This is a genomic window from Gynurincola endophyticus, assembly GCF_003991195.1.
In the GTDB taxonomy this organism is placed as follows: domain Bacteria; phylum Bacteroidota; class Bacteroidia; order Chitinophagales; family Chitinophagaceae; genus Gynurincola; species Gynurincola endophyticus.
Genome location: NZ_RCWL01000001.1, coordinates 199,723 through 216,522 on the forward strand (window position 1 = coordinate 199,723; position 16,800 = coordinate 216,522).

A 16,800-nucleotide genomic window follows, 5' to 3' on the forward strand; every position below is an offset into this window, starting at 1 on the left:
ATGACTATCAACGAGCTACAGGATGAACTAATAGACGATTTTGAGTTTATTACAGAATGGGAAGAAAAGTATAAATATATTATTGATCTGGGTAAAGAATTGCCTGTGATTGATGAACAATATAAAACAGAGCAGTATTTAATAAAAGGCTGTCAGTCACGCGTATGGCTGCATGCCACTTATGAAAACGGAAAAGTTATTTTCACCGCTGATAGTGATGCTATTATTACTAAAGGGCTGGTGAGTATGATGGTGAAAATCCTCTCTAATCAGACGCCTGAGGATATCATGAATGCAGAACTTTATTTTATTGATAAAGTAGGGTTGAAAGATCATTTATCTGTAACAAGATCAAACGGACTGCTTTCTATGATAAAACAAATGAAACTGTATGCGATAGCTTTTCATAAAGCCTAATGTATGAGTATAGATAAAACACTGATAGAAGAAAAAATATATGAGCAACTACATACAGTAAACGATCCGGAAATACCGGTAGATATTGTAGAGCTCGGACTGATTTACGGCGTCGAAATCAATGATGCCGGTTATGTTAGTATCACCATGACATTAACAGCACCAGCCTGCCCGGTTGCCGGTGAAATAGTACTGGAAGTAGACCGTAAAGTTCGGGAGGTTGAAGGGGTAACTGACGTAAATGTTATGTTAACGTTTAGTCCCGCCTGGACAAAGGACCGCATGAGCGAAGTCGCGAAATTAGAATTAGGATTTTTATAAATATGTGATTTATTATATATAAAGTAATTGTATTACAAGCACTTGTTTCAATGTTGAAACGGTGCTTTTTTTGTGTTCATGCGCCTTGTAAATACCTGAAAACGACCAATTTTCAATTATACATGAACGTTTGGAAAATTTTTATAAAACAATAAGTGCAATTACTTAGATAATTCAAAGGGATTTGTTAATTTTAATTAACACGAGATCGGCAACTTGAATTTATTTTAATTCAAAGTACTGTTTATATGAAAAGTTCAATCCCTAAGAAATGCCTGCATATCTATGCGAATCAGTTTTCGAACCTGGAGTTATATGAGGAGATTGTGCATTCTGCTTCCGCAGTGCAAATCATATCAGCTCAGTTGGGAAATGATAATTTAGCTAAAAAGCATATCATAGATACGCAGGATGAATTAAACTATGAATTTGATCCGTTACTCTCAGATGAGCACTTTACCCGTGTTATTATTAGCTTAACTCCCGACCACGCTCAACTAAGATCTATAAATGGTCATATTCAGTATCTTAAAATCGATATCCGGAGTTTACTCATTTGTTCAACCGACAGACGGGTTGAATTTGCATTGGCTCCTAATCAAAACGTAAGGTTTCTTGAAATTATCCTGAATAATAACTGGATGAAAAAAGAAGCGGAAAAAGTATTTCCTTCCACACTTGTTGAGAACAGTTATCAATTACTGCGGGATGCTGTTTTCTGGGAAAACTGTAATTCTTCTCTATGGGAAAATATCAATATTACCATTGATGAAATGCGTAAAGCAAGAGAACGTGAAATTATTATCGATAATGATTTGTGTACTGTGCTGGCGCAAGGTATCATTAGAAGAATCATTCAGGAATCTTCTCCGATTTTTCCCGGGTCGGAAGTTCACCTCGATAAATTAATGCGTGTTAAAGAAGTATTGCTGAATCACCTTAATATGTCGTTACCTAATCTGTCTCAGATAGCCTATCAGGTAGCATTAAGCGAGTCTACATTAAAGCGGCATTTTAAGAATGTATTCGGTAAATCAGTATATGAATATTACCTGGAGAAGAAAATGGAACATGCTAAACAATTACTGAAAGATGAACCAATTACCATCAATGAAATTGCAGAACGTTTGGGATATGAAAAGGTGAGCAATTTTATTGAAATATTTAAAAAACGATATGGGATGAGCCCCGGGCATATCAAGAAAAAATACATTTCTAAAAGAGCTGGTTTACAATAGGTTATCAGCTCTTGTGAGTATGCGGAATTTATTGTATCTTACTAGTTGGACCCCGATTGTAATATTCAAAAGAATACTCCATGGATTTTTCAAGAACAGCTACCCTGGCGAAAGATAACGAAGAGGGATACAGAGCCCTCTTTGAGTATGCAACTGTAGGAATTTTGGTTTCCGACGAACGAGGAAATATTAAGCTGATTAATCCTACGCTTGAAAAACTTTTAGGCTATACCAATGATGAACTGGTAGATCAACCGATTTATTTGCTGATTCCCGAGCGATTTCACGGTAAACACCACGGCCACCATTCTCAATATTTTGAAAAGCCAACAGTAAAATTTCTCGGACATGCCCGTGATTTGTCGGCACGTAAAAAAGACGGTACTACTATTCCGGTTGAAATCGGATTGGGCTACTATACGCTGGATGGTAAAAAAATGGCAGTTGCATTTATATCGGATATTTCAGAGCGGAAGAAAGCCGAGAAAAATCTGATTGACAGTGTTGAAATGACCAACCTGATTATCAGAAATTCGTTTGATGCGATCATTTGTGTGGATAATAACGGTTTAATTACCGTATGGAATGAGCAGGCTGAGAAGATGTTTAAGTATACAAATGAGGAGATTCTCGGAAAACATTTTGCCGATTATTTAATTCCGTCGAAATACCGGCACTTATATAAACAAGGATTAGAAGATTTTAAAAAGGGTTATGTAATTCCGGATATTAATCGCCTCGTAGAAATTAAAGCAATCGATAAATACGATCGCGAATTTCCGGTGGAGCTTTCAATGGTTCCGGTAAATCAGGAAGGCCATAACTTCTTTTGTGGATTCGTAAGGGATATTACGGAAAGAAAAAAAGCAGAATGGCAAAATAAAGAGTACAGAGCAGTTTTAGAAAGGAAAAACAAAGAGCTGGAGCAATTTGCCTATGTAGCTTCACATGACCTGCAGGAACCGCTTCGTACTACAGCAGGTTTTTTCAGCTTGTTTAAACGTAAATACAGTGAAAATATCGATGAAGAAGCTGCACAATACATCAATTACATTCAGGAGGCAATTTTAAGGATGAAGACCCTTATCAACGACCTTTTGCAATATTCCAGAATAGGTACCAATGTACAACCTGAGCCTTTTGTTATTAAAGATCTTGTAGAAGAACTGAAGGCTGATATGCATGCTTCTATCAACGAAACAAATGCAGTTATTGAATATGATGATTTGCCAATGTTTATCGGTTACAGAACTGAAATAAAGTTGTTGTTTCAGAATCTGCTCAGTAATGCTATTAAATTCAGAAGAATTAACATTTCACCCATTATTCAGGTTCAGGCCATTCCAACCAGTGAAGGGTTTGTATTCTCTTTCAAAGACAATGGAATCGGTATTAATCCGCAGATGCACGAGAAAGTATTCGGCTTATTTCAACGCTTACATACACAGGCTGAATATAAAGGGTCTGGTATTGGCCTTGCGCATTGTAAAAAAATCATCGAGCTGCATGGAGGAGACATCTGGTTCGAATCGAATCAGAATCATGGTACTACCTTTAAATTTACCTTGAGAAATCTGACTCCAAATACCCATAGTTTCTAAACTTTTTATTGAGCAAACTGTTGTAATAGCAACAATAGAGGTCTGGCATGTGGTTTTTTAATTCTATTTTAACCGCGTGGTGGGTTTCTATATAATAATTTTATCAATAAGCTCAAAAGATATGGACGGATTAAACATTCTTTTAGTAGAAGATGAAAAGAAAATTGCTGATACTTTAGCTCAAGGGCTATCTGAGCATCAGTACAACGTTAGCGTGGCATATGATGGTGTAATAGGGAAGAAACTATTTGACAGCCAGAATTACGACTTGGTGATTTTAGACATTAATTTACCCGGCATGAACGGTTATGAATTGTGTAAAGCCATCCGTCTGAAGAATGAGCGTGTGCCAATTATTATGCTGACGGCATTGAGTACTACCGATGATAAAATAGAAGGCTTTGAAGCCGGCGCCGATGATTACATCGTAAAGCCGTTTGATTTTAAAGAACTGTTGGTTCGTTTAAAAGCCCTACTGAAGCGCCTCCACCAAACGAACCTGCCGGTAAACGTTTTAAAGGCTTCAGATGTGGTCATGAACCTCGACAGTAAAGAAGTTACAAGGGCAGGCAAACTCATCCACCTCACTGCAAAAGAATTTCAATTACTTGAATACTTTGTAAAGAATAAAAATAAAGTAGTTTCGCGTGCAGACATTGCATTGAATGTTTGGGATATTGACTTTGATACTAAAACCAATGTGATTGATGTATATGTAAACTTCCTGCGAAAGAAGCTTGAAAAAGACTTCGATAGCAAACTCATTCATACTCAGGTAGGCATGGGCTATATTCTGAAAGATTCGAATTGAAAATAAAGTATAAAATAACACTCCTCTTTACTTTATTGGTTACCGCAATTTTATTGCTGGTAAACTCTTTCATTTACTATGTGTCAAGCGAAGAACGTCAAACTCTTTTCAATAACCGGCTTAAAGGCCGGGCAAATAATGATGCACAGTTGTATTCTCTCTTTAAAGATTCCAGTGAATCGATTCTGAGAAAAATAGATGTATCCTCCATGTTGCATATGGTGGATAAATCTGTAGTGATTTACAACGAACGTGATGAAATTATTTATCAGTTTCACTCCGATCAGGAATCAATTACCCAATTTTCAAAAAATCAGATAGAGCTGGCCAAAAAATATGGTGAGAACTATTTTGCTATTGGTGATCTTGATGCCCTTACTTATTATCATACCGACACTTCGCATAAATTAGTAGTGGGAATTGCTGCTTATGACGAATATGGATATGACCGTTTAGCGCAACTCCGGAAAGTACTGATCACCACCCTCTTATTTGGAGTATTTATTGCTGCTTTCGCAGGCCTGATCTTCTCCCGACAGCTGTTGGTTCCGCTCGCCAGTATTATCAGAACAGTAAGAAATATTTCTACGAATGATCTGAATAAACGAATTCCCGTAAAAGAACCGCAGGATGAGCTGGGCTTGTTGTCAAAAACGTTTAATGAACTGTTAGATAGTATCCAGCAATCGTTCAATATACAACGCCGTTTTATATCAAATGCTTCGCATGAGTTGTCAACACCATTAACCTCCATGAGCAGTCAGCTCGAAATTATTTTGCAGAAAGAGAGGAGCGACGAAGAATATAAACAGGTACTTCGCTCCCTTCAGGAAGATATTTTACACTTGCGCATGCTTACCAAAAGTCTTTTGGAAATGGCGAAAGCAGGTAGTCAGGGGTCTATTGAACTGGTGGAGGTCAGAATTGATGAAGTGCTTTTCAGAGTCATTGCCGATGTTCATAAAATAAACCCCTTATTCGAAGCTACTCTTGATTTTGGCGAATTGCCCGAAGATGAACAAGGCTTTTTAGTATTCGGAAACCCGGAACTTCTTTACAGCTCTTTCAAAAACCTTGTTGAAAATGCCTGTAAATATTCTAACGACCATCAGGCTTATGTAGTGTTAAATGCTTATAAAGACGGTTTATCCGTATCCATACAAAATAATGGGGATGTAATACCTGAGTCGGATATTGAAAACCTGTTTCAACCTTTTTACAGAAGAGAGGCTTCTATGAATATTAAAGGATTCGGATTAGGTCTTTCACTCACCAAAAGAATCATACGCCTGCACAAAGGGTATATTAAAGTAATTTCCAATACAGAAGAAGGTACCGTATTCACCGTAGAATTACCGAATACAGCTGCTTTTAATCGATAATTTTCTAAGGAATTTTGCCATTTATGATGCATATTTGTGATTATGGGTAATAGCTTGTTAACTCGAATAATCATCTTGTGTTTGATGTGTCTGGTGGGGAGGAATGGTTATGCACAGTCATTGAGCACTGTTCAACAAGCTTTGTATTACGAAAACTACCAAAAAGCCAATCAATTGGCAGCAGAGCAGGTGCTGCAAAAAATCGGAATAGGTAAATCATTATTCTGGCAAAGTTTTGCTGCACTTGAAACGGGTGATTCCGCTCTGATCAGATTGAACATTGACCGTGCACAGTCGAATCTTACTCCCGGTCCAAAATGGGATCCATACCTCTCTGTAATACCTGTTTTTTATTATATTTTTCAAAACCAGGGCGATAAGGCAAAAAAGTTATCAGACAGCGTACTGAAAGCGACTGATTTTAAGGATCCGGAATTCATCCAATCAATTGCGGCGTTGATGGTGTCGCATCCGAATCATCAGGCACAATATGCTTTGAATGTATTGGAGCGGATTCCGTTGAAAAAGCGAAATACAGCTTTTTATTATCAGATTCAGGGAGATGCATACCGACGCCTTATTCAAGGGGGAAATGCTGTTACAGCCTATCAAAAAGCCATTCAACTGCAACCCGATTTTGCAAAAGCTTATACTTCGATAGCCCGCATCTATCAAACGCAGGCAAATCATGCCCTTGCGATTCAATGGCTCGAAAAAGCAATCGAACAAGATTCTTTATATGGCCCTGCTTACTTTGAATTATTTTACTCTTCTTATTACTCACAACCTTCAAAGGCGAAAGAATATTTAGAAAAATTCGTAGCACTCAGCGAACTGAGCCTGGCACAGTTGTATATGCAGATGGATTTCTATTTTATGCAACGCCAATACAAGGATGCAATTGATGTGGCAGAACAGATTTTAAGCCGCCGTAATTTACAGATCGCTCCTCGTGTACATAAGTTAAAAGCTTATGCTTTTGCGGCACTTAAAGATTCTACGGCAGCTTTAAAAAACATGGAAACTTACTTCTATGTGCAAAGCGAGCCAGAATTAATAGCAAAGGATTATCAATTCTATAGTAAGCTTTTATTGTCGCAAAAAGAAACCGATCGATCGGTACTATCTGCTACAAATGAAAAAGCATTATTGTATGCAGCCGATTTTATTGATTCTGCGAATGCATACCACGCTTTGTTACAGCTCGCCATTCAGGAAAAGAAAAATGATGATGTCATAGGGTATGCCGAAAAGCTCGGTGCATTAACCGGAGGAAATATGGCCGCTATTGATTTATACCATTGGGGAATGGCTTATTATCAGAAAGAAATGTATCATCAAAGTGATAGTGTATTTACCCTCTACACAAAGAGATATCCTAATGAAGTATACGGATGGTTATGGAAGGCCAGATCACTGTCACATGAACCTGATCAGATGTATGAAGCGGCTACTATCTATGCCTATAAAATGGTAATTGAGTTGGGAGAAAAACAATTGTCTCGCTTTGAAAATGTAGTGATTCAATCGCATGGATATGTAGGGGCATATTATGCGAACTTTCTGAAAAATTATGACGAAGCTTTAAAGCATTTTCAGGCTATTCTGAAAATAGACCCTCTCCATTATGATGCTCAGCAGTATGTTGATTTATTACTCGAGTGGACCAGATAAATTATTTGTCAAAAAAGATTTCTTCAAATTTATTGTTGTTATCATCTATAAATTGCTGAATGCGTTCGCATATTACCTGTGGTTCTATCCAGCTGTTTTGATCGGCATCCGGCATAGCATTTATATTTGCCTCGGTTTTAATCGTAGTGGGTTTTATTAATGCAATGCGTATGCCTTCTAACGCTGAATCGGCCCGGAGGGTCAATGCGAGGTGATTTATCAGTGTTTTGGTGGCGGTATAGGAAAAGGTATGGCTAAATCTTTTCGGTTGATCTGTAGCAGCTGCGCTGGTGAAAATGAAGCACCCGGACTGCTGTTGTATGAAATATGGAATACAGTATTTGGTAATAAAAACCGTGCTCAAGTAGTTTTGATCTAAAAGCTTATTGAACGTATCAAAGTCAAAGTTTTGTATAGAGTTCATATCAAAGCCACCGTTAAAAAAAACGGCAGCTTTAATGGGATATTTTTTTTGGGAGATTTTTCTAAATAAATCTTCGCAATTTTTGTCATCAAAAACAGGAACCTGAAAATAATCGGTGCAAAGTGATTCAATATGCTGAATGTTTTCAGGATTTTTTCTTCCCACACCGATCACTCCATAGCTGGCTTTCAAAAAATAAGCAGCAGCTGCGCTTCCCACAGCTCCGGTAATTCCTGTAATGAGAATATATTTCATAAAATTTCTATTCGTACATGCTTTCAATCACCTCATTGAATTTTTCCATTACCACTTTTCTTTTTAAGCTAAGTTTAGGAGTTAATTCGCCTGTGTCAATACTCCATTCTTTCGAACAAAGTTTAAATTTCTTGATTTGTTCAACGTGATTAAAGAATTCATTGTATTTGTCAACTGCCTTCTGGTATTGTTCTAATACTCTCGGATCCTTAATAAGGGCTTCATTTGTAGTATATTCTACATTGTTTCTCTTTGCCCAATCAATCAGATTAGGAAATGCAGGAACAATCAGGGCACTTACGAATTTTTTTCCGGCTCCGATAACCATTATCTGCTCAATAAATACAGATTCTTTGAATTTATTTTCAATTGGAAGCGGTGCCACATATTTTCCACCGGATGTTTTGAACATTTCTTTTTTGCGATCGGTAATTTTCAGGAATCTTCCTTCTACAATTGTTCCGATATCGCCCGTATGATACCATCCGTCAATAATTGCTTCTGCAGTGAGGTCAGGACGTTTATAATACCCCAGCATCACATTATCGCCTTTACAGAGGATTTCCCCGTCTTCTGCTATCTTCACCTGAACGCCGTCAATTACCGGCCCGACAGTACCGAAATAGCGATCTTCAACGTTGTATCTGTTTACACTGATAACCGGTGATGTTTCAGTTAAACCGTAACCTTCGAGAATTGGAATTTTAGCAGCAGTAAAAATTCTGATTAAGCGCACCTGACAGGCAGCACCTCCGGATACGATTGCCAGAACATTATTTCCCAGTGCTTCTCTCCATTTGCTGAAAATTAGTTTATTGGCAATTTTCAACTGAAAATTATACCACCAACCCTGATTTTTATTGATCTCATAGTTACTGGCCAATTCATGTGCCCAAAAGAAAAGTCTTTTCTTAATACCTTTCAGATCAGCGCCTTTTGCCATAATCTTTTCATATACTTTTTCCAGTAATCTTGGCACGGTTGAGAATAGAGTGGGCTGAACTTCACGAAGGTTGTCGGCGATGGTTTCCATGCTTTCTGCATAGTAAATGGCCGTTCCTTTGTATAAGTGATAATAAGTAATCATTTTCTCAAAAATGTGATTGAGTGGTAAGAAACTCAATGCACGCATGTTTTCGAAAGGCGGCAAACAGCTAAATGATGCCAGTACATTACTTAAAATGTTTTTATGGGTGAGCATTACGCCTTTGGGTGTTCCGGTAGTGCCTGAAGTATACAGTACTGTTGCAAGATCTTCCGATTTGATGGTAGCGGCAATTTCTTCGATAGATTTAATTGCATTTTCATCTGCTAATTCCAGTAGTTCGCCCCAGTTGTTGGCACCTTCTACATTTTCAAAGGTGTAAATATGCTGTACAGAGTTGATTTGGTCTTTTATTGAATGAACCTTATCGAAAAGTTCTTTATCGTTCACAAAGATGGCTTTAGCGCTCGAATCATTTAAAATGAAGGCTAATTCATTTACATTAATCGTTGGATAAATCGGAATTAAAATCGCTCCCAGCTTTTGCACTGCCAGATCGAGTATTACCCATTCAGGACGGTTTTTACAAATGATAGCAATCTTATCACGTCCTTCAATTGACATGTCACCAGGACCTAATCCAAGTTTGAATAGCCCTGCGCTCAGCTGGTTCACCAGTGTGTTCACCATCTGTGTGCTATAGGTCTTCCAGCTCCCGTTTTCTTTGCCCGCAAGCATATCGTTAATGGGAGTGCGATTTAAATGATATTCAATACAGTCAAAAAGTCTTTTCGGTTCGGTCATGACAATCGTTTTAATACTGGGTTGAGAATATTCACTCATGAATTTAATAAAATAGTTCTAAATAAAAAAGCTATGAATGCATAAACGCATCATAGCTCGAAAAATTCTATCAGAAGTGTTATTTTATCTTTGTTTGATAATATTGGTCTGCCGGAACTTTGTATACCCGTCCTCTCTGATACTCTTCGAATTGCTGAAGTTTAGAGGTGTTAGATTTTTTCCAGCTTTCAAAATCTGCAGCAGATACGGTTTCTCCGAAAAGCCACTGATTATAAGCTTCAAAATTACCTTCTTTCACAAGTTGTTGCTGATACTGGAATAACCGGTAAGGCATTTTTTCAGCATAAAGCGCCTGCCAGTTTTCTGCAATCTTTTGCCTCATTGCAATGAGCGATGTTGTATTAACAGCCTGATTATTGTTTGTATGGGCAAAGTTTGCCATTTCATCGAGGAATGTCTTTACAAATTCGTTTTTTGTATTCTGGTCTTTGTAAATATCCGGTAGTGTATAAAATTTCTTATAACTGCTTAATAGTACTGATTTTATTTCGGCAGTTCTTCTGGAATAACTCTCCAGATTTAAAAAAGTTTCACCATAGAGAATCGACCAGACTTTATCTTTTGAATTAACATAATACTTTGCTGCATTATAATAATTACCAGAGTAATTAGGGTCTGACTGGATACCGGCCTCCCATTGTTTAATGGCGTTGGTAGGCTGATTGTTGGCAAATAGCATCTCTCCATACTCGTTATACAGCACACCGCTGTTAGGAAATTTCTTCAGGGCAGTTTTATACATTTTTTCTGCCTTTTTGAATTCGTCCAGCGATTTATATACCATACCCAATAGCTGATAGGCGTGTTCATCAGCTGAACCTTTATCTATCAAAGGTGCAATGGTCTGGTAGGCATTTACGTAGTCGTTTCTTAAAATGTATGTAAAGCAGAGGTCTTTAATTGCCGGGGCAAAGTCGGGATTATCTTTGATTATTTTATTGAAACCGGCAACTGCGTTCGAAAAATCACCTTGCATCATGAAAGCTCGTGCGCTCTCGTATTGATTGTCAATAGAAGTTTGGGCATTGCTTAACAAGCCCAAACTTAAAGATATAATTACGAATATTTTTCTCATACCCTTCAAAGTTAAATGAATATAGCTCTACGTGGGTTATGGGGAATGTTAAAGTTATTCGTAGATAAGATGGGTCAGCAGACCGTCTCTTAGCTTAGGTTCAAACCAGGTACTTTTCGGTGGCATTACGTTTCCGCTATCAGCAATGTCGAATAATTGTTCAATGCTTACGGGGTGTAAGCTGAAAGCAACTGCCATTTCACCGCTGTTTACTCTCTTTTCCAATTCTTTTACACCTCTGATACCACCTACAAAATCAATTCTTGAATCTGTGCGTTGATCTTTAATTCCCAGAACTTTATCTAAGATCAGATTTGTTAAGATCGTTACGTCTAAAATTCCGATAGGATCATTCGTGTACTTTCCGGCTTTGGTTGTTAATTGATACCATTTACCATCAAGATACATTCCAAACTCGTGCAGGTTGGCCGGAGAAACTGCTGCTTTTGCCTCAGCTACTTCAAAATCTTCCTGAAGTGCGGCTTTTAATTCATCTGCGCTTAAACCGTTTAAGTCTTTTACTACACGATTGTAATCTAAGATATGTAATTGGTTTGAAGGAAACAATGTAGTTAAGAAATAATCTGCTGAAGGGGTAGCTTCGCTTCCTAATGTTTTTCTAACCTTTGCTGCAGATGCTGCACGGTGGTGGCCGTCAGCGATATATGTGCAAGGTACTTTTGTTTTGAATAGTTGCTCAATAACAGCAATAACGGTATCGTCGTTTACAATCCAGATGGTATGTTGAATAGAATCATCAGCTGTGAAATCGTAATCAGGCACATGTTGCCCCTTCCAGTTTTCGATAACTGTATCTATTTCATCAACATTTTTATAAGCAAGAAAGACATTGCCGGTCTGAGCTCCGGTGATTTTGATGTGGTTGATTCTGTCTTGTTCTTTTTGAGGTCTTGTAAACTCGTGTTTTTTTATAATGTCGTTTTCGTAGTCATCAACAGAGCTGCCTGCTACCAGGCCGGTCTGACTTCTACCGTTCATGATTAAACGATAAATGTAAAAGCAAGGTTTGTTTTCTTTAGAAAGAACTCCATTGTCTCTGAAAATCTGAATGTTTTCTTTAGCTTTTTCATACACTTTAGAAGTATGTATGTCAACAGACGGATCTAAATCAACTTCAGATTTAGTGATATGCAAAAATGAATATGGGTTATTGGCCACTTCTTCTCTTGCTTCGGCGCTGTTTAATACGTCGTAAGGTCGTGATGCAACTTTCGGAGCCAACTCTTTAGTTGGGCGTAATGCCTTAAATGGAACAATTGTCGTCATCTTTCTATATTTTTTAGCCTTTTCTTTGAGCAAAGTTTTTTATGAAATCACTGAATATTTTTACGCTTTCTAACGGCATTGCGTTATAAATTGAAGCTCTGAATCCTCCCACTGAACGATGACCTTTTACACCGATAAAGTTTTCTTCTTTACACACTTTTAAAAATTCTTTTTCCAGTTCTTCGCTTTCAGCGGTGAAAGATACGTTCATGAGACTTCTGTCTTCTTTTACCGCTGTTCCTTTAAAAATACCGGAATTATCAATTGCCTGATACAATAGGCCGGCTTTTTCTTCATTGATTTTTTCAATAGCGGTTACTCCTCCTTGTTTTTTTAGCCAGCGTAGTGTTAATAAACAAACATAGATAGCGAACACGGGTGGTGTGTTTAACATTGAACCGTTGGCTATATGTTGTTGATAATCCAGCATAGTAGGAATTGTTCTTTCTACACTGCCCAGGATCTCTTTTTTTATAATTACCATTGTTACGCCTGCGGCTCCTATATTTTTTTGAGCACCGGCATAAATTAAATCGAACTTTCTAAAATCGAGACACTTACTCAGTATATCACTACTCATATCTGCTACCAACGGAATACCGGCTTCGTACACGGGAGAATAATCATGCCACTGTGTTCCGTAGATAGTATTGTTAGAAGTAATATGTAAGTATTTTGCTGTTTTAGCAGTAATGAATTCTTTTGGAATATAATTGTAGTTTTTCTCTTTTGAACTTGCAATTACATCTACTTTTCCAAAGTTTTTGGCTTCCTTGATTGCTTTCGATGCCCATACTCCGGTATCAAGATAAGTGGCCATTTCCTGCTCACCCAAAAGATTCATCGGAACCTGTAAAAATTGAGTGGAAGCACCGCCGTGTAAGAACAGTACTTCGTGTTCATCGCCAAGCCCCATCAGTTCCTTCACTAAATTTCTGGCTTCTTCAAGTACCGATTCAAAAGTTGGTGTTCTGTGTCCTAATTCAAGAATAGACAATCCTGTTCCTTCATAATCAAGAATTGCTGCGCTTGCCTGTTGAAAAACCTCCCGGGGTAAAATGCTGGGTCCAGCATTGAAATTATGTACTGTTTTCACACGATTTAATTTGAAACTAAATAAGGCTAACAAAGTTAACTTTTATTCATTGATTCTGAACAGCTTCTTTTTATTGCCGGAATTGCCGTCTGAATGCTTTAAAGTAGGTTCTGCTGCCATTATTCACGCTGTATATCAAATACTTGCCGTAGCATGTATGGCCGCCGTCATTCTTCTTTCTACCAGATGGTTCTGTAAAGAATTGAACTCCTGCATATAATCATCACGATAATTCCAATGCCATTTTCCTTCTTCTTTACTAAATCCTTTATGGTGGCGATATTTGATTTTCAGTGAGCTGTCTATACTGAAAATAAGCGGTAAAAAAGAATGGCTTTCACTGACGAAGTTTCAGGTATAGCGATTCAGGTTTTTAATGATGATAGCAGGAGGGGCCAGTGGCTTTCAGTTTTTACGGCGAAGATGTTTTACTAAGGCTGTTTCTCAGAAGCCATGAATGCCTCTTTGATTGGTTTTCTGACCGTCATAGTTAGAGCTGGTATGTAAGGGTACGTGCAAATCGGCAATGTAATGCCCCAATTCTCCTGCGATTCGTACGATTCGCGTATGATCCTGTTTGGCCATTGCATTCACTAATGCCCAAAACTGGTCTTGTATATTCCACGGTCCGATTCCATGTAGTTGAACAAAGTGCTCATTGATGCGGGCGGTTATTTGTGCGTAGGAGCTGTTGAACGGTGACATTGAATCAGGATACATATCCAGATCTATAAAATGTCTGGCAGCTTCACCCGGCACAACATATCTGCGTTGATCCGGTTTTACTGCAAACTTTATAATAGAACGTTTGTGTTGAAGAAAGTACGATTGTAATGGTTCTGGTAAACAGTAAATTGCTTGCAGGTTGATTCATTGATGACCAATAAATCCCCAGCTGCACAATGTATACCACAGGAATAAGAAAAGTATAACTCGCATAAGATGGCTTTAATTATTATACGAGTTCTGTAAAGAAACAGATTAGTGATTCTTCTGATGATCGTCATCTATTTCAGTAACACCGCCTGAAATGGCAAATTTCATGGCTTCGGCCGCGGTCATATTTTCGAGTGGCCGGATTCTTTCTCTCTTTACAATGTATAACCTGCCAGCGAGTGCGAATGATTGTGGTATGTACACACTTACATATTCATGCATATTTATATCAGTAAGATCTTCTCTGGTTAAAAAACCGATCTGCCACACATCTTTTTCGTCGATATTTACTAATACTGCTTTTTCAAACTTTCTCTTTTTTCCTGCAAATGCTTCCAGAAAGTCTTTTACAGTCGTATAAATAAGCTTAATGCCGGGAGTTTTTTCCAGTACTTTATCTGTTAGTTCAACCAGTTCGCTAATGAAAAACAATCTTGAAATGTATCCCATCAGTACTACTATTACTATTACCAGCAGAAAACCTACACCGGGAATAATTTGTGCATTTCCATTATCGCCTACTTTTACGAGTTGCGGTAAAATATTGTAAAGAACCGGTGCTAATATTCCATCAATGAAAGTAAACAAAGTTGCTACTACCCATACCGTAATACCTATAGGAGCAAGAATGATTAACCCTTGTAAAAAGCTTTGAAATATCTTCTTAAAAACTTTCTTCATCTCAAAAGTGAAATTTGATGATAATTTCTACAAATATTCAACCAAATCCTGACATAGGGTGTAATAATTTTTCATTGTTTACGTCTTATAATTTAAGAAAACGCTATTTTACACTATAATATATTGAAACTATGACCCGTGTACATGATATAGATTATAAAATTTATGGTGAGGAGATGCAATACGTTGAGATTGAACTAGATCCTCAGGAAACGGCTGTTGCAGAAAGTGGTGCTTTTATGCTTATGGATGAGAATATCCAGATGGAAACAATTTTCGGAGACGGTTCCAACCAGCAAAAAGGCATTTTAGGAAAGTTAATGTCTGCCGGTAAACGGATGTTAACCGGAGAGAGCCTCTTCATGACGGCTTTTACCAATATCAGTCACGATAAAAGAAAAGTTAGTTTCGCTTCACCATATCCCGGTAAAATTATTCCACTCGATCTGAATCAATTGGGAGGTAAGATTGTAGCACAAAAAGATGCCTTCCTGTGTGCTGCAAAGGGAGTAAGTATCGGTATTGAATTTCAACGAAAACTGGGAACAGGTTTATTCGGCGGCGAAGGATTTATTATGCAAAAATTAGAAGGTGAGGGTCTGGCTTTTGTACATGCCGGCGGACACGTTTTTGAACGCGAATTGCAAGCCGGAGAAATGATTAAAATCGATACCGGTTGTTTAGTGGCTTATACTAAAACAATCGATTATGATATTCAGTTTGTAGGAGGTATCAAAAATACTATATTCGGTGGAGAAGGATTGTTCTTTGCTACTTTAAGAGGACCAGGTAAAGTATGGATTCAAACATTGCCTATCAGCAGACTCGCAGGCAGAATACTTCAGTATGGAACAGGAAGAAGAAAAGAGGAAGGTTCTATACTCGGAAGATTCGGCAACGTAATAGATGGCGACGGTTGGTAATTGATAACATTTGTAATTTAAGAATACCAGAGGGTTTGTGATCTTGATCATGAGCCCTCTTTTTTTTATAAGGAAAAACAGAGTTAACATTTGGTTTTAGTTGAATTAACAAAATACCGCTCAGAGAAATAGTTCATTTAAAGATAATATTGGTTTTAATAGAAATAAACTATCGAAACACTAGACACTTTAAATTTTAAACTTTTCTTTATGCAAAAATCCCGTCAACTTTTTATTGCAATTTTTTGCGTGATGTTTTCAACCGTAGCACAGGCACAAAATGCAGTGAAGTCAGAGTTGTTTAACAGAGCGTGGACGAGCCCTTATGCAACTACTTTTCATTCAGGGCAACCTCTTGAAAGTGCGTTTCCTAACGGGTTTACAATGACACTTGATAAAAGTATGATTTATAGATATTCATATGTAACGTATCCGGGTAATCCTTCTGATACATTTACCAAAGCAATTGATACTTTCGACTTAACAAAAAAGTTTGTGAGTTATTCTAAAGCTGGTAGAAAAATTGAAAGTACCGCGAGTTTGTCGAGTGATAAGAAAACTGTAAACTTTGTGAGAACGTTCTATAATGCTACGGATCCTACAAAACTTGAGTTTACTTACTATGAAACCTTTAAAGTTTTAGAAGACGGTAGCGTGATTCTGGAAAAAGAAGGAACAGCTACTGATCCGAACTCCAATTTTATTTTCGTAGGTGAAAAGAAGTATCCGCACGATTATAGCGGAGAAAAGAAAAAACAAATGGCATTCTAGACTCATTTGTATGATATTTCATATGCAGATAATTTGTGGTTAATTAATATAAAAAGCCC

16 protein-coding genes are annotated in these 16,800 nt (G+C 37.6%); 9 read left to right on the plus strand and 7 right to left on the minus strand.

The window, feature by feature from the left end:
* The 7 genes from D9O48_RS00880 (at position 1) to D9O48_RS00910 (ending at position 7,444) form a co-directional block, all read left to right on the plus strand.
* Positions 1-417: a SufE family protein gene (locus D9O48_RS00880; protein ID WP_126969645.1), complete on the plus strand. Its 417-nt coding sequence runs from the start codon at positions 1-3 to the stop codon at positions 415-417.
* Between the two features lie 3 nt (positions 418-420).
* Positions 421-738, plus strand: coding sequence for an iron-sulfur cluster assembly protein (locus tag D9O48_RS00885; RefSeq protein WP_126969647.1), 318 nt, complete (start codon positions 421-423; stop codon positions 736-738).
* A 248-nt stretch (positions 739-986) separates the two neighbouring features.
* A complete protein-coding gene (locus D9O48_RS00890; RefSeq protein ID WP_126969649.1) occupies positions 987-1,976 on the plus strand; it encodes a helix-turn-helix domain-containing protein in 990 nt (329 codons plus the stop codon).
* Positions 1,977-2,056: 80 nt separating this feature from the next.
* Positions 2,057-3,577, plus strand: a complete 1,521-nt coding sequence (locus tag D9O48_RS00895) for a PAS domain S-box protein (protein ID WP_126969651.1) — start codon at positions 2,057-2,059, stop codon at positions 3,575-3,577.
* A 121-nt stretch (positions 3,578-3,698) separates the two neighbouring features.
* The gene (locus tag D9O48_RS00900) at positions 3,699-4,388 is read left to right on the plus strand and encodes a response regulator transcription factor (RefSeq protein WP_126969653.1); all 690 of its coding nucleotides are present in this window, start codon (positions 3,699-3,701) and stop codon (positions 4,386-4,388) included.
* Positions 4,385-5,770 (plus strand): sensor histidine kinase, encoded by a 1,386-nt coding sequence (locus D9O48_RS00905; protein WP_126969655.1) that lies wholly within the window; start codon positions 4,385-4,387, stop codon positions 5,768-5,770. The genes D9O48_RS00900 and D9O48_RS00905 overlap by 4 nt, the downstream gene beginning before the upstream one ends.
* Positions 5,771-5,854: 84 nt before the next feature.
* Positions 5,855-7,444, plus strand: coding sequence for a tetratricopeptide repeat protein (locus D9O48_RS00910; protein WP_233589175.1), 1,590 nt, complete (start codon positions 5,855-5,857; stop codon positions 7,442-7,444).
* Position 7,445: 1 nt separating this feature from the next.
* Here D9O48_RS00910 and D9O48_RS00915 read toward each other — a convergent pair whose 3' ends face one another.
* The 7 genes from D9O48_RS00915 to D9O48_RS00945 form a co-directional block, all read right to left on the minus strand.
* Positions 7,446-8,123, minus strand: a complete 678-nt coding sequence (locus D9O48_RS00915; RefSeq protein WP_126969659.1) for an SDR family oxidoreductase — start codon at positions 8,121-8,123, stop codon at positions 7,446-7,448.
* Positions 8,124-8,130: 7 nt separating this feature from the next.
* The gene (locus D9O48_RS00920; protein WP_126969661.1) at positions 8,131-9,912 is read right to left on the minus strand and encodes an AMP-dependent synthetase/ligase; all 1,782 of its coding nucleotides are present in this window, start codon (positions 9,910-9,912) and stop codon (positions 8,131-8,133) included.
* Between the two features lie 118 nt (positions 9,913-10,030).
* On the minus strand, positions 10,031-11,047 hold the full coding sequence (locus D9O48_RS00925) for a tetratricopeptide repeat protein (RefSeq protein ID WP_126969663.1): 1,017 nt from the start codon (positions 11,045-11,047) through the stop codon (positions 10,031-10,033).
* Positions 11,048-11,101: 54 nt separating this feature from the next.
* A complete protein-coding gene (locus D9O48_RS00930) occupies positions 11,102-12,334 on the minus strand; it encodes a DUF1015 domain-containing protein (RefSeq protein ID WP_126969665.1) in 1,233 nt (410 codons plus the stop codon).
* Positions 12,335-12,347: 13 nt separating this feature from the next.
* Positions 12,348-13,430, minus strand: a complete 1,083-nt coding sequence (serC, locus tag D9O48_RS00935) for a 3-phosphoserine/phosphohydroxythreonine transaminase (protein ID WP_126969666.1) — start codon at positions 13,428-13,430, stop codon at positions 12,348-12,350.
* Between the two features lie 444 nt (positions 13,431-13,874).
* Positions 13,875-14,189, minus strand: a complete 315-nt coding sequence (locus D9O48_RS00940; protein ID WP_126969668.1) for a phospholipase C/P1 nuclease family protein — start codon at positions 14,187-14,189, stop codon at positions 13,875-13,877.
* Positions 14,190-14,411: 222 nt separating this feature from the next.
* Entirely contained in the window at positions 14,412-15,047 is a 636-nt protein-coding gene (locus D9O48_RS00945; RefSeq protein ID WP_126969670.1) for a DUF502 domain-containing protein, read from the minus strand.
* Between the two features lie 131 nt (positions 15,048-15,178).
* Between D9O48_RS00945 and D9O48_RS00950 the strand changes: the two genes are divergently transcribed.
* Positions 15,179-15,970 (plus strand): TIGR00266 family protein, encoded by a 792-nt coding sequence (locus tag D9O48_RS00950; RefSeq protein WP_126969672.1) that lies wholly within the window; start codon positions 15,179-15,181, stop codon positions 15,968-15,970.
* Between the two features lie 210 nt (positions 15,971-16,180).
* On the plus strand, positions 16,181-16,741 hold the full coding sequence (locus D9O48_RS00955; protein ID WP_126969674.1) for a hypothetical protein: 561 nt from the start codon (positions 16,181-16,183) through the stop codon (positions 16,739-16,741).
* Positions 16,742-16,800: the final 59 nt, after the last annotated feature.